Here is a 13661-nt window from a genome sequence, read left to right on the forward strand (position 1 = left end):
CCCTTTAATCCTCATCCTTCTTCAGCCTTCCTCTTCTTTCATATACGTCTGCAGCTTCACGAATCAAATTTGCATTCTCTAATGCTCCATACTCTTCTTCTAATTCATCGGCAATTTCTAAAAGCTGTTCTCTAGTCGAACGATTAGGACGCATGGCATTATAAATTTGTAAGATACGTGCATCCGATATATTAATCATTTCAGCTGCTCGACGGAAGTTTTTGGCGAGTTGTGGTCTTCCTAGCGTTTCACTAATATCAGCGTGCATTTCAAGCGTGTTTGGGCTGATACGTAAGTCTGCTTCTGCTATGTCTCCCTTTAAAGCGGCATCTAGATTCAAATCATTGTAAGACTTTTCTGTACGTGTGTATAATAAATCTGGCCTTTTAATACCTAGCGGATAGTCATTTTTTGTTAGATTTGCCCCATCTTTCTTTATTACTCTCTCCATATTTACCCTCCTAGTCTTTTATTAAGAATTCAACTTTAACTTCAATTGGTTTCTTATCCGGTATAAGGGATTGGCATTCCTTTAAATAGAGCAGAGCTGCTGCTGCTTGATATTTAGGTCGTGTCATTTCATCATTTAATACCGGCACAGGATTTGGGCTTTCCCCTACCGCATACATTGCTGCATTTCGTCCAATCGCCCGATACATCTCTAAAGTTATTAATGGGGATTGAGGAAATAATTCAAGATTAGTTAGTGGGTCTAAATCACGCTGATGAATCACTGCAGTTCCTCTGGATTGTAAGCCGATGCTGATACCTGAACCACTTAATTGGGCTCCTCCATGGGCCATGAAAGCCAAATCAGCAGTACGCAAGCTTCGAATTACACGAGGTACAGCCCCTTGTTCTTCAATCCCGGAAAGGATTTCACGTAAGACAGAAGCATGAGCGACTTTCACGATGGTCTTATTCATTTCTTTCCCAAAGGCCGGAGCGATAGCAACTATTACTTCATTTGGATTTGTTCCTTTTTGGGCAGACCCAATTTCCGTTAATTTCATCTCAATTGATAAAGCTGTGGTCATATTCCATTCCTCCTTAATCAAAATCTTGCGGACTAATGGCTTGACGAATATCTTTTATTTCATCCCATCTTTCCGGACTAAGTCGATAACCAGTCCCGGGTCCCATGTAATCGTTTTCATCATTCACCGCACTTATAACCACATTGTCTTTATTAATAATGGCAGATGTATGCAAATAATCACCAGCTACCCTATGTTTCAACATATTGAAAATTCGTTCAGCTGTTTGTCGATAACCACGCTTGGCCAGGATGAGAGCCACATCGAAACCAGAAATCCCATCTCTTAAAATCCGTTCCGCAGCCTTTAAATCTTCGACTACATTTCGTTGTGGCATATCTTCACTGCTGTTAGCATATGTGGCTGCCTCTACCTCTTCATCTGTAATCACTGGGAAGCCCAGTTCTTCAAAAATAACCTGTAATGCTTTAGCAGCTTCATAACGCACTTTGATAAGGCTTTCTTCATCCACTGGTTTTAATCCACCGTCCACCATCATATCTCGTTGGATAATTAAGTAATCGTCCAAATCGCTTGAATCCATATTAGATCCTGCAAACATATCTTCGTTATTTGGTACAGCCGAGAATCCAGCAAAAATGAAATCCGTACCAGGAAGCATTTGACATAGCATTTTAGCACTACGTCGAATTTCCGAATGAGAAAAGGTTTGGTCATTTCCCGAAGCTACTTCCATATCAAATAATGTAGTAGCTAAGTTTTCTGCTAAGACGGCCCGGATTCCGCTTGGTACGGAGGCTGGTATGCCAATACAGCTGATTGATCCATTTTGCAACCCTTGAACGCCTGCCCCTTTTGCCATCATCACACATCGAATCTCTAAATAAAGCATGGATTTCCCTTCTGCTCCCGCCATTTGCACCTCAGAGCCAGTACCTGATGTAAAACGCATTTTAGCCCCACGTGAAGCATAGGCTGAAGCTAAAAATGATTTCGACCATGGCGTGTCATCTCCATCCATAAAAACAGATTCCGTACCATAAATTGAAACAGTTTCCGCATAGGAAGTCATTCCCAGCATCGCTAAGCGAAGTTCAGTTGCTTCTTCTAAGGAATCTTGCGTTAAAATTCCATTCCTTGCCGTTTGGGACCCCACTAGTAAGGCTAATGCATTAAAGGGTGCGTAACGGGCAACACCAACGGTTGTCTCTTGTTCATCAAATCCGTAGAGACCCGCTTCTGCAGCATCTGCTGCCATTAATACAGGATTATCGCGTACATTGGTCACATGGCATTGGTTAGACGGTGTTTTCCTTGCTCTCATTTTTTGTAAAGCCATCATCATTTCAACCACATTCATATGATTGAGTACTTCTAGTACTTTTGCGGGAGTGAGCCCTTTTGACAATTTGACAATCTCTGACCTTGAAACGTTTATATCTACAAGTTTCTTAGCAATCTCCAAAGAATCAAGAGCCATGACCTGTTCAGTTAAGCTTGAATCGATTGTGTAATCTGCAATAAATTGATCTAACATATCAAAATCTTCTCGTTTTTTTCCATCCAACTCTATTATTTGGCCATTTTTTATCTTAATAGACGGCTTGGGATCATTAGGACTTGACATGGCAACAAACCCCATTTCAGGCCATTCTTTTACGAATCCATCTTTATTGACCGGTCTTTCTTCTAAAATCTCAAATCGTTTTGAGCGTTGCATAAGCGATACCCTCTTTCTATGATTATTTATATTATGCTTTCATAAACGAAAGACTTCTAAAGGCCAATCTTTTTGGATAATCATAAAGCCTCCAATATGCAACTTTAAGTAATCTACTATTCAACAACTTATTTTTGACACCATCCCCCTAAATTTTATTTCATATAATTTATTATAATTTTCAGAATAATAAATGTATCTAGACGCATTTTACATTCATTAGCATTTTTTATGCTTTTGGCTATTTATCAATTACCAACTAAGACTTATACTCTGGGGAAAGAACAAACGTATCTTAGAAACGTTGACATTCATTTTTATATCTGAGTAAACAAAAAAGGAGTATCTCTACTCCTACACATTTAATTTCTAACTCTAAACCAATATCGATAGAGTTCTTTAAAACCTAATGTTGCATAAAGCTTCCGTGCAGGTTCATTCATTAACACCACTTGGAGATAGGCGTTATTCGCTCCATTCTCCTTTCCCCAATACAGGAGATTTGTAACGAGTTTCGTTCCATAGCCCCGGTTTCGGTAGGCCTCCTCGGTGGCGATATTAAATAGACCTATGTATTCATCCTCCAGAACACCGAGTCCACATGCTAGCGTTTTCTCCTTTTCATCCGTCAAAAAGATAAAACATGTAGTTGGAATGATTTGTTCCAGCACCTTACTGAAAATGGGCTGATTTCTTTTGTGTATGTTATTTAATCTACAAAAATCTGCAAACCGCGCTTCTGGCATCTCGTTATATATGAGCACATTGGTTCCACTCGGTACTTCCATATGTGCTAATGACAAAGCTTGCACACTGGTCCTACTTTCGATACTATAATTCAAGGCTTCAAGGGTATCGTCTAAATCGTCCGGACTAGCCAGTGGAGTGATTTTATAAGACACCTGGATGTTCCTTTCCAAGAAAGCTTTTTCACTAGATTCTATTTTTCTATTCACATCTTCATAAGAAGGATAAAGGGGATTTACCGAATTTGCCCTTTTGGTATACCCATCGGCAAAGCGTAAAACCCACCCATCACACAACTGCGTTTGCAATGCCGGCAAAGCGTTCATTGATAGCTCTTCAATTTTCCTTATCAGTTTAGGCTGAACCATTATTTCTTCCTCCATGTACTAGGCTTCGTAAATAATTATATAAAAAAAGAACCCAAATAAAGAAGCGACGCAACGGCCGCTTCTTTTCAGGTCAAGAATACCATATAGATGATTCCGAGCAGAAAAAAAATTCCGCAACAAATAATTAAAACTTTTGCAAGCTTCTCCACAGTTTTCTCCCTCTCATGCAGGACATTAAGATATTCCAGCGCCGATGACAAAGGATAGGGCGATTGAAATGATCATCGCAAGAAATCCCACTGCCCGATTATCTTTTTGTATCTCTTCATCTATTTTAAATCCCGGGGTCATAAATTCAAAAATAAAATAACCGATGAGTAGCAGGATAAAACCGTATACACCCCAGCCTATCATTGTAAGTAGCGAGTTCTGATGGAGAATGGACTGTTGAAACACATAGGCGATTCCAAAAATCTTGCCCCCGGTGGCCATCGCGACAGATAAATTCCCCTGTTTGATTTCCTCCCAGTTTTTGTACTTGGTGACAAGTTCAAAAACGGCTAAAAAAACAATTATGCATAATATAACGACACTATATCTGGCTGCTATATACACATACTCATTTTCCCATATGTTCTCCATGAGACAACTCCCTAACGGTATTCGGCCATTCCTGCTAAGCAGCGTGCCTGAATGGCCACTTTCCTTTATTTAAATTCTACGACCGTCACACCAGTTCCGCCTTCTCCAGCTTCCCCGAAACGGATTTTCTTGACTGATCTGTGATTCTTCAAATATTCTTGAACCCCGGACCGGAGCGCACCCGTCCCCTTACCATGAATGATGGACACACGGGAATATCCTGCCAACAATGCATCATCCACATACTTTTCGACCCTCGACAATGCACTTTCATATCGTTCCCCACGAAGGTCTAGCTCCAGGCTAACATGATAATCTCTTCCTTTGATCGTGGTTAACGGCTTCGTTTCTTTCGCCTTTGTCGTTTTAATGAATTCAAGGTCGGACTCTTTCACCTTCATTTTCATGATGCCAATTTGTACCTGCCATTCATTATTTGAGACTTTTTCAATCAGACTACCTTTTTGTCCAAAGCTTACAACCTTCACTTCATCTCCAGGTTTCAGAGTTTTATCCAAAGGCTTAGCTGCTTTTTTTGTTGACTTCTTCACTTTTGGCGCTGCTTCTTCCAGCCGTTTTTTCGCATCGATCAGTTCGTGCTCTTTTACATCGGCATGCTTTTCAAAACGGAGTTGGCGCAAGTCAGCAATAATCGCTTCCGCTTCTTTTTTCGCTTGTTCAACGATTGCCTCTGCTTCTTTGGCCGCTTTTTCACCCATCGCATCTCGTTCTTCATTATACTGTTCCATTTGCTTTTGAAGATCCTTGTGCAGAATGTCGGCTTGTTTTAGAAGCTCGGCTGCTTCTAGTTCCTCTTCTTCTGCCTTCTTACGGCTATCTTCAAGAGAAGCTATCATATTCTCGACTTTATTCGTATCCTCGCCAATATGGCTACGGGCATTGCTAATGACGCTCTCTTCCAAACCAAGACGCTTGGAAATTTCAAATGCATTACTCCGACCAGGAACACCGATAAGGAGCTTATAGGTTGGGCTCAAAGTCTCGACGTTGAATTCGACGCTTGCATTAATGACGCCTTCACGGTCATACCCATAGGCTTTCAGCTCAGGATAGTGAGTGGTGGCAATCACGCGCGCACCACGCTTGTAGACTTCATCCAATATGGAGATCGCCAATGCGGCACCTTCTTGAGGATCGGTTCCCGCTCCAAGTTCGTCGAACAATACAAGGCTTTCATGGTCGACATTCTTTAATATATCGACAATATTGACCATATGGGAAGAGAACGTACTCAAGCTTTGTTCGATTGACTGTTCATCCCCGATATCTGCATAGATGGAGGAGAATACGGCCGTTTCAGAACCATCAAGAGCAGGGATTTGCAGACCTGCCTGGGCCATTAACGTACAAATGCCTATTGTTTTGAGTGTTACCGTCTTACCTCCTGTATTCGGTCCGGTGATGACAATCGTCGTAAAATCTTCTCCAAGGAAGATATCATTGGCAACGACTACATCCGCTGGAATAAGCGGGTGTTTCGCCTTGAATAGTTTCACGCGGCCTTCATTGTTCAAACGTGGTTTCGACCCTTTTATCGCTTTGGCGTATTTTGCCTTTGCAACAAGGAAATCCACATGGGCAAGCACCTTGACGTTATGGAATAGTTCTGGAGTGAACTCGCCTACTTTTTCGGAAATCTCGACCAAAATGCGTTCGATTTCCTGTGTTTCCTTCACACGTGTTTCCTGAAGGACATTATTCAATTGGACAATCACCTGTGGTTCAATGAACAGGGTTTGTCCTGATGAAGATTGGTCATGGATGATTCCACCATACACACTACGGTATTCCTGTTTTACAGGAATGACAAAGCGGTCATTTCGAATCGTAATGATGGCATCTGACAACATTTTCGTTGCATTCGAAGAACGAATCATGCTTTCGAGTTTTTCACGAACCCTGCTTTCATTCGTGCGAATCTGGTTACGAAGCGTGCGCAGCTTATCACTTGCCGAATCCATCACTTCCCCATGTTCGCTAATAGCATAGGTAATTTCCTGTTGCAAATCAATCAGGGGATGAAGCGAATCGATAAACTCAGCCAATAGCGGAACTTCAATCTCCTGTTCCGCGATTTCTTCGAAAAATCGAGTCAGGATCCGACCAGCACGAATGGTGCTAGCCGTTTCCATCAATTCCATCGGGGATAACATGCCACCGATTTGCGCCCTTTTAGCCTGCAGGCGGATATCGAATATCCCTCCCAATGGAAGATTACCTTTTAACCGGACAATTTTAGCCGCCTCATCCGTTTCATCCTGCCATCTCGATACTTCCTCGAAGTCGGTGGAAGGCATTAATTGCTGTGCCTTCTCCTTCCCGATTGCAGACGAAGCATGGGAAACCAATTGTTCTCTAATTTTATCAAATTCCAATGTCTTTAAAGCTTTATTATGCATGGAGTTAAGACTCCTCCTCAGTGAGTAAATAATTAGTCATTTCTCTTTAAAAACGTCAATAAACCATCCGTATCCATCGCGTTAAGAACCGTTGTTTTTTTAATCCATCCTTTTTTAGCAGAAGATACGCCAACCGGCATATGTTCAAGCATATCAATACTATGGGCATCAGTATTGATCACAACCGTCACGCCCGCTTCTTGCGCTTTACGTAGATGAGGCGGAGCCAAGTCCAAACGGTTCGGGTTTGCATTCAACTCAAGTGCCGTATTCGTCTCGCGTGCCAGTTCAATTAGCATATCCATATCGACATCATATCCGGTTCGTCTGCCGATGATTCTTCCTGTCGGATGGGCAATAATATCGACATGCGGGTTATTCAATGCCGTTTTTAATCGTTCCATGATCGTTTCCCGGGGCTGAGAAAAGCTCGAGTGGATGGAGGCGATGACCAAGTCCATCTCTGCCAGCAATTCATCATCGTAATCAAGGGTTCCATCTGGAAGGATATCCATTTCGATTCCTGATAGGACCGTAAAATCATCATATTTTTCATTAATGTCATGAATGATCTGTTTTTGTTCGCGCAACCGCTCTGCAGTCAAGCCATTCGCCACTTTCAAGTATTGTGAATGGTCAGTGATGGCCATATATTTATAGCCCTTGGCCCGGCATGCTTCAACCATTTCTTCAATCGAATAAGCACCATCGCTCCAAGTGGTATGCATATGCAGGTCACCCTGAATATCTTCTACCGTTATAAGCGGTTCACTTTCATTGTACTGTTCCACTTCCGTCCCATCTTCACGTAATTCGGGTGGAATGAGCGGTATGCCGAAATGATTGTAAAATTGCTCTTCTGTTTCGAAGGTCAGAATTTCTCCCGTTTCAGCTACCTCCACGCCATATTCACTTATCTTTTCTCCCCGTTCTTTAGCCAACTGGCGCATACGGACATTATGATCCTTCGAACCGGTGAAATGGTGAAGAGTCGTGGTGAACTCTTTATCCTGAACGATCCGGAAATCGACAGAAATATCATATTCATAATCAAGGACGACCGAAACCTTTGTATCACCTGCGGCAATGACATGCTTAATGCCAGGCAATGAAAGAAGCTGTTCCTTCACCTCTTCGGGGTGGTCCGTGGATATGATGAAATCAAGATCTTTAACCGTTTCCCTCATTCTTCGCATACTGCCGGCTCTTGATGAGCGCGTGATATGCTCCATATTGCCAATCGCCATTTCGATATCGTCAGCAATCGGTCTCATGAAAGCAAGTGGAAGACGGTCAGGCCTTGATCCAGCCTCGGCAATGGCTGATAAGATCTTTTCTTCTGTTTTTTTACCGAAACCGGTCAGAGCCGCGACACGCCCCTCCACACATGCCAGTTTAAGGTCATTCACATCATTAATATGTAATTCTTTGTGTAGCTTGGCGATTTTTTTACCGCCTAATCCCTGAAGTTGTAAAAGCGGTATCAAGCCCTTCGGCACCTGCTCCTGAAGCTCTTCAAGAACGGTCGACTTCCCTTCATTGATAAATTCTTCAATGACGGATGCCGTCCCTTTCCCGATGCCATTCAACGCCGTAAAGTCATCGATGGCCGTTAGACTCCGGTCATCGGTTTCCAATGCACCAGCCGCCTTGCGGAAAGCCGATACTTTAAACGGATTTTCTCCTTTAAGTTCCATGTATATGGCTATCTTTTCTAATAATTTTATAATATCTTTTTTATTGATTGTCATTTTTTTCACCACCAAAATTAGTAGGGAAACTCCCTTGGATACTTTCTTAAAGATACCTTTCTTAACGCCAAAGTACAAGCCGTTCGATTATTACTTATACGAATCAACGATTAGGTAATCCCAGGCTGATCCACAGAAAAGGGCCCGCCCTTCCAAAGATGACGGTTTACAACTTTGAAAGGTAATGGACCCCAATTTAATGCGCTTATGAATTTACTTATTAAACCAAAGGTCTTCCACCTGTTCGGATAGGAACGGAGTATGTTTCACGATTGATTCTGCCAGGAAGGAGCCGGTAAGCGGTTCCTGGATGGAATCCATTGGCAGCAAGGCACCTATGTATAATATAATAAACATGATAAGATAGACTTCGGCAAATCCCAATATCGCGCCTCCCCAACGATTCAACTGTTTTAGGATCGGCAGGTAGGTGATGAAATTGAGCATTGATCCAATCATTTGCCAAAGAATCTTAGTGGCAAAGAACACGATGGCAAAGGCGATGGCATTGTAATAAGCCGTCTCAAGCCCAACCGATTCGAAAAACATATTAAGCGTCGAAGAATCACCTATGGAAGGGAATGGAATCCACATTTTCAAGTTGGGGGCAAGATCCCCATAGAAGACATAGGCAATAATGAAGGCTACGATAAAACCTGTCATATGAACCAGTTGTAAAATAAAGCCACGCTTCAAACCGATTAATACACCGATTAAAAGAATGGCCAGAATTGCTAAATCAAGCATGTACTCAGTCCTTCTCTCTCTTTAATTCCAGTTGAAGCTGGTCCAGTTCATCTTTTAATTTAATATATTCGTGGATCGTGTTCACTGCGGTCAGTACCGCAAGCTTACTCGTATCCAAATGTGGGTTTTTCATACTGATTTCTCTCATTTTCTCGTCGACCATCGAAGCAACTAGGCGCATATGACTCGCGCTTTCCGTACCGACGATTGTATATGGTTGTCCGTATATGTCAACTGTCGTTTTATTTCGTTTATCGTCTGACAAAATGATGCCTCCAATCTAAACAATCCTATTTCTATCATATCATGAACTTTTTCGTCATGAAAGAGAGTACATCGTCATTTCTCGCATAAAAATTGCAATAATTTGTCAGTTATAAATTCCTTTAGTATGAATGATCCCTTAATAAATCAAATTGAGCGAGGAGTCCATTAATTATGTCCCATGTTGTATTACTTACAAGTCCTGTCCAAATCCAAGCAATGAAAGCCCATTATATGAATAGCTCAGTTGCAAAGCTTCCACCTGGGAGTATATTTTCAGCCAAGCCCCCGCTCTGTACCGTAACCGGTTATAAATCCGGAAAGGTCCTGTTTCAGGGAAAAAATGCAGAATTGGAAGCTGCAAAATGGCAAAAGGATGCAGTAGCACCGAAGAAGAAACCGAACTCTTCATCCACTTCCACAGTCAAAGTTCATCGTTATTTACCGCCGGCCAACATTGCCACGATGTCGGTTATTGGTTCCGATGAAGTCGGGACCGGCGATTATTTTGGCCCCATTACCGTCGTTGCTGCCTATGCAAAAAAAGAACAGCTACTTTTATTGAAAGAACTCGGTGTTCAAGATTCAAAAAACCTGAAAGATCCACAAATCATCGAAATTGCTAAACAAATCAAGGATGTTGTCCCATTTAGCCTGTTGACGTGTGATAATCCGAAATACAATATGCTTCAGGCAAAAGGGATGTCTCAAGGAAAGATTAAAGCACTCCTCCATAATCAAGCCATCAAGCACCTTATTCAAAAAATACAGCCAGAGCAAGCGGAGGCGGTCCTGATAGACCAATTCGCCCAGCCAAATGTATTTTTCAATTATTTGAAAGGCCAGGAGCCCTTTCAGGCTAACGCTACCTATTTATGCACGAAAGCGGAAGGCATTCATCTTTCCGTTGCCGCCGCTTCGATTCTGGCTCGTTACGCATTTGTGAAACGCTTTGACCTATTGAGCGAAAAGGCCGGTTTTAGAATCCCCAAAGGAGCAGGCTTTGCCGTCGACGAGGCAGCGGCACGCTTAATCCATGAAAAAGGGATCGACGCCTTGAATGACTTTACGAAAACACATTTTGCCAATACGGAAAAAGCAAAAAAAATATATCACAAGAAATACGGGAAATGAGAACGGGAATCGGAAACGTAAATGCCTTTGGGCTAGCTTCTTATGATAGTAAGATGAATGAATTCAGAAGATCTTGTCGACTATAAGAAAGTACATATTATTAGGAGGCGGTCTTCATGCAATTATCAGCAAGAAACCAATTAAGTGGAAGAATCACTGAAGTTAAAACAGGACCTATTTCAACGGAAATAACCATGAGTATCAATGGTGTAGACATCGTATCCAGCATTACAACGGCTTCTGCAGAATCATTGGATCTAAAAGTGGATGATCAGGCAACAGCAATCATCAAAGCAAGTTCCATCATGATTGCCAAGTAACTGATATATATCCTAATAGAAGACTCTCACCCACCTTTCTAATTCTAGAGAAGTAAGTGAGAGTCTTCTTTTAAATTTGCATGCTATCAAACGAAGGCGTTACACCCAGAAAAACAGCCTCCTGAAATGTCAGGAGGCTGCCTTTTTTGATGCGATCTTATCCTCGTAATTCTGCTCCGGCTTTTTCTTTAACCGCTGCAAGCACTTTTTCATGCGCTTTGGTGATATCCTCGTCCGTCAATGTACGTTCCGGATCGAAGTATTTCAATGAGAAAGCGATGGATTTCTTGCCTTCTTCCATTTTTTCGCCTTCGTATAAGTCAAAGATACTGACTTCTTTCAATAACTTGCCACCCGCTTCCAAAATAATATTTTGGATGTCGCCGGCTTTCGCTGCTTGCTCGACTACTAACGCGATATCGCGTGTGGTCGATGGATAGCGTGGGATCGTTTGATACGCAATCGGCGCCACTTCCGCTTCAGCCATAGCTTTGAATGAAAGTTCGAAGATGTATGTTTCCTTTATATCCAAATCCTTCTGAACGGTTGGATGCACTTGGCCGATGAAGCCGATTACTTCACCATGTAATAGTACTTCCGCTGTCCGTCCTGGATGCATATCTTTGATTTCTGCTTGGCGATAGCTGATTTGATCAGTTAACCCCAGCGTATCGAAAATTGCTTCGATCACGCCTTTTGCTACATAGAAATCAACCGATTTCTTTTCGCCTTGCCAAGGTTGAGATTCCCATAACCCTGTAATAACTCCAGCTACATGCTCCTTCTCTTCAGGAAGCTCTTGATTGTCTTTTTTGAAGAAGACAGAACCAATTTCATATAGAGCAAGTGAGTCAAGCTGGCGAGCATTATTATATTTCACGACTTCTAATAATTGTGGAACGATGCTTAAACGCAACTGGCTCCGTTCTTCACTCATCGGCATGGCCAAACGGATGGAATCACGGGCGTTCAATGCAAATTGAGCCGCTTTGTCCTCGCTTGTCAACGAATACGTAACCGCTTGATACAGTCCTGCTCCTTCAAGGGTACGGCGGACTTTACGACGTTTCATTTGATAATCCGTCAATTGGCCAGGAGTCGCGGCACCAACCGGCAATGTTGCTGGAATGTTGTCATATCCGTAAAGACGGGCAGCTTCTTCCACTAAATCCGCTTCAATCGTAATATCTCCACGGCGTGTAGGAACGGTGATCGTGAACGTTTCATTGTCCAGAGCCACTCCAAATTGAAGACGTTTGAAAATGGATTCCACTTCAGAGACAGACATATCCGTGCCAAGAAGCGTATTGATTTTTTCAAGGGTAATGCTAATGACAGCCGGCTCCATTGTCAGTTCATCAACCTCTGCCGTTCCTTGTAGAATCGTTCCGCCTGCATATTGTGCAATCAATTGAGCTGCACGTTCTCCAGCTTCACGCACGCGAGCTGGATCGACACCCTTTTCAAAACGGGCACTTGCTTCACTACGTAACCCGTGATCTTTCGAAGCTTTACGTACAACCGTCCCGGCAAAATAAGCACTTTCGATAATGACGGTCGTTGTATCATTCTTCACTTCTGAATTTGCCCCACCCATTACTCCTGCAATCGCAACTGGCTCGGTACCGTTCGTGATGACCAGATGATCTGGCGATAATGTACGTTCCGTTTCATCCAAAGTAACGATCTTTTCTGCTTCGTTCGCTTTACGGATGACAATTTCCTTTGAACCCAAACGATCATAATCAAAGGCATGTAGTGGCTGACCATATTCAAGTAAAATGTAATTCGTAATATCGACCACGTTGTTATGCGGACGAATGCCTGCTGACATAAGGCGGGTCTGCATCCAAAGTGGAGATGGACCTACTTTTACGTCCTTGATGATTTTAGCGATGTATAATGGATTATCTTCTTTTGCTTCCACTTTGATGTTAATATAATCAGTGGCTTTTTCCGTTGCTTCTTCTTTTTCGATGACTGGCCATTTCACATCACGACCAAGAATGGCTCCGACTTCATAAGCAACACCCAGCATGCTTAAAGCATCTGAACGGTTTGGCGTTAAACCAAGTTCCAGCACTTCATCGCTTAAACCAAGCTCTTCTAGTGCATCTTTGCCAACTTCCACATCATTAGGGAATACAAAAATGCCTGTTGCATAATCTTTGGATACAATCTTGGATTCGAAACCTAATTCTTGAAGCGAGCAAATCATTCCGTGAGATTCTTCTCCACGAAGCTTGGCTTTCTTGATTTTAAAGTTACCTGGAAGTACAGCGCCAACAGTCGCTACGGCTACTTTTTGGCCTTTATCCACGTTCGGGGCTCCACAGACGATTTGTACAGGGGCCTCCGCTCCAATATCAACCAGGCATTTATTCAGTTTATCGGCATTCGGATGCTGTTCGCGTTCTAGTACGTGTCCGATGACAATCCCTTTAAGCCCTTCACTTTTCTTTTCTACCCCTTCAACCTCAATGCCGCTCTTCGTGATTTTATCCGCAAGCTCAGTTGCATTGATGCCGGAAAGGTCTACATATTCCTGCAACCATTTATATGATACAAACATGGTAGGTCCTCCTCTTT

Annotated in this window: 12 protein-coding genes; 2 read left to right on the forward strand and 10 right to left on the reverse strand. The window is 42.5% G+C overall.

Translation table 11 applies throughout. From position 1 onward, the window contains the following. Positions 1 to 4: 4 nt before the first annotated feature. The 9 genes from ACQKIC_RS07635 to zapA form a co-directional block, all read right to left on the reverse strand. Positions 5 to 451, reverse strand: coding sequence for a diol dehydratase small subunit (locus ACQKIC_RS07635; protein WP_402986541.1), 447 nt, complete (start codon positions 449 to 451; stop codon positions 5 to 7). 10 nt (positions 452 to 461) lie between these two features. Next, positions 462 to 1037: a propanediol/glycerol family dehydratase medium subunit gene (locus ACQKIC_RS07640; protein WP_427590602.1), complete on the reverse strand. Its 576-nt coding sequence runs from the start codon at positions 1035 to 1037 to the stop codon at positions 462 to 464. Positions 1038 to 1050: 13 nt separating this feature from the next. Beyond that, positions 1051 to 2718, reverse strand: coding sequence for a propanediol/glycerol family dehydratase large subunit (locus tag ACQKIC_RS07645; protein WP_402986547.1), 1668 nt, complete (start codon positions 2716 to 2718; stop codon positions 1051 to 1053). 362 nt (positions 2719 to 3080) lie between these two features. Beyond that, complete coding sequence (locus tag ACQKIC_RS07650) at positions 3081 to 3833, reverse strand: GNAT family N-acetyltransferase (protein ID WP_427590604.1); 753 nt, start codon at positions 3831 to 3833, stop codon at positions 3081 to 3083. A gap of 195 nt (positions 3834 to 4028) precedes the next feature. After that, positions 4029 to 4436: a DUF350 domain-containing protein gene (locus ACQKIC_RS07655; protein WP_402874507.1), complete on the reverse strand. Its 408-nt coding sequence runs from the start codon at positions 4434 to 4436 to the stop codon at positions 4029 to 4031. A 65-nt stretch (positions 4437 to 4501) separates the two neighbouring features. Further along, positions 4502 to 6856, reverse strand: a complete 2355-nt coding sequence (locus tag ACQKIC_RS07660; RefSeq protein ID WP_402874504.1) for an endonuclease MutS2 — start codon at positions 6854 to 6856, stop codon at positions 4502 to 4504. A 32-nt stretch (positions 6857 to 6888) separates the two neighbouring features. Next, on the reverse strand, positions 6889 to 8607 hold the full coding sequence (gene polX, locus ACQKIC_RS07665) for a DNA polymerase/3'-5' exonuclease PolX (protein ID WP_427590605.1): 1719 nt from the start codon (positions 8605 to 8607) through the stop codon (positions 6889 to 6891). Positions 8608 to 8820: 213 nt separating this feature from the next. Beyond that, complete coding sequence (locus tag ACQKIC_RS07670; protein ID WP_427590606.1) at positions 8821 to 9354, reverse strand: CvpA family protein; 534 nt, start codon at positions 9352 to 9354, stop codon at positions 8821 to 8823. A 4-nt stretch (positions 9355 to 9358) separates the two neighbouring features. Beyond that, on the reverse strand, positions 9359 to 9619 hold the full coding sequence (gene zapA / locus ACQKIC_RS07675; RefSeq protein ID WP_402874495.1) for a cell division protein ZapA: 261 nt from the start codon (positions 9617 to 9619) through the stop codon (positions 9359 to 9361). A 173-nt stretch (positions 9620 to 9792) separates the two neighbouring features. On the opposite strand from zapA, the gene rnhC reads away from it, so the two are divergent. Further along, positions 9793 to 10752 carry a ribonuclease HIII gene (rnhC, locus tag ACQKIC_RS07680; RefSeq protein WP_427590608.1) on the forward strand — a complete coding sequence of 320 codons (960 nt, stop codon included), beginning with the start codon at positions 9793 to 9795 and terminating at the stop codon, positions 10750 to 10752. A gap of 116 nt (positions 10753 to 10868) precedes the next feature. Next, entirely contained in the window at positions 10869 to 11072 is a 204-nt protein-coding gene (locus ACQKIC_RS07685) for a TOBE domain-containing protein (protein WP_427590609.1), read from the forward strand. 157 nt (positions 11073 to 11229) lie between these two features. On the opposite strand, the gene pheT is transcribed toward ACQKIC_RS07685, so the two are convergent. Beyond that, a complete protein-coding gene (pheT, locus tag ACQKIC_RS07690; protein WP_427590610.1) occupies positions 11230 to 13644 on the reverse strand; it encodes a phenylalanine--tRNA ligase subunit beta in 2415 nt (804 codons plus the stop codon). Positions 13645 to 13661: the final 17 nt, after the last annotated feature.

Origin of the sequence: Peribacillus sp. NPDC046944 (assembly GCF_050272735.1) — a bacterium.
Classification (GTDB): domain Bacteria; phylum Bacillota; class Bacilli; order Bacillales; family DSM-1321; genus Peribacillus.

Coding starts and splice junctions, on each gene's coding strand:
- ACQKIC_RS07635 (WP_402986541.1), bottom strand. CDS start 451: ATGGAGAGAGTAATAAAGAAAGATGGGGCAAATCTAACAAAAAATGAC.
- ACQKIC_RS07640 (WP_427590602.1), bottom strand. CDS start 1,037: ATGACCACAGCTTTATCAATTGAGATGAAATTAACGGAAATTGGGTCT.
- ACQKIC_RS07645 (WP_402986547.1), bottom strand. CDS start 2,718: ATGCAACGCTCAAAACGATTTGAGATTTTAGAAGAAAGACCGGTCAAT.
- ACQKIC_RS07650 (WP_427590604.1), bottom strand. CDS start 3,833: ATGGTTCAGCCTAAACTGATAAGGAAAATTGAAGAGCTATCAATGAAC.
- ACQKIC_RS07655 (WP_402874507.1), bottom strand. CDS start 4,436: ATGGAGAACATATGGGAAAATGAGTATGTGTATATAGCAGCCAGATAT.
- ACQKIC_RS07660 (WP_402874504.1), bottom strand. CDS start 6,856: ATGCATAATAAAGCTTTAAAGACATTGGAATTTGATAAAATTAGAGAA.
- polX (WP_427590605.1), bottom strand. CDS start 8,607: ATGACAATCAATAAAAAAGATATTATAAAATTATTAGAAAAGATAGCC.
- ACQKIC_RS07670 (WP_427590606.1), bottom strand. CDS start 9,354: ATGCTTGATTTAGCAATTCTGGCCATTCTTTTAATCGGTGTATTAATC.
- rnhC (WP_427590608.1), top strand. CDS start 9,793: ATGTCCCATGTTGTATTACTTACAAGTCCTGTCCAAATCCAAGCAATG.
- ACQKIC_RS07685 (WP_427590609.1), top strand. CDS start 10,869: ATGCAATTATCAGCAAGAAACCAATTAAGTGGAAGAATCACTGAAGTT.
- pheT (WP_427590610.1), bottom strand. CDS start 13,644: ATGTTTGTATCATATAAATGGTTGCAGGAATATGTAGACCTTTCCGGC.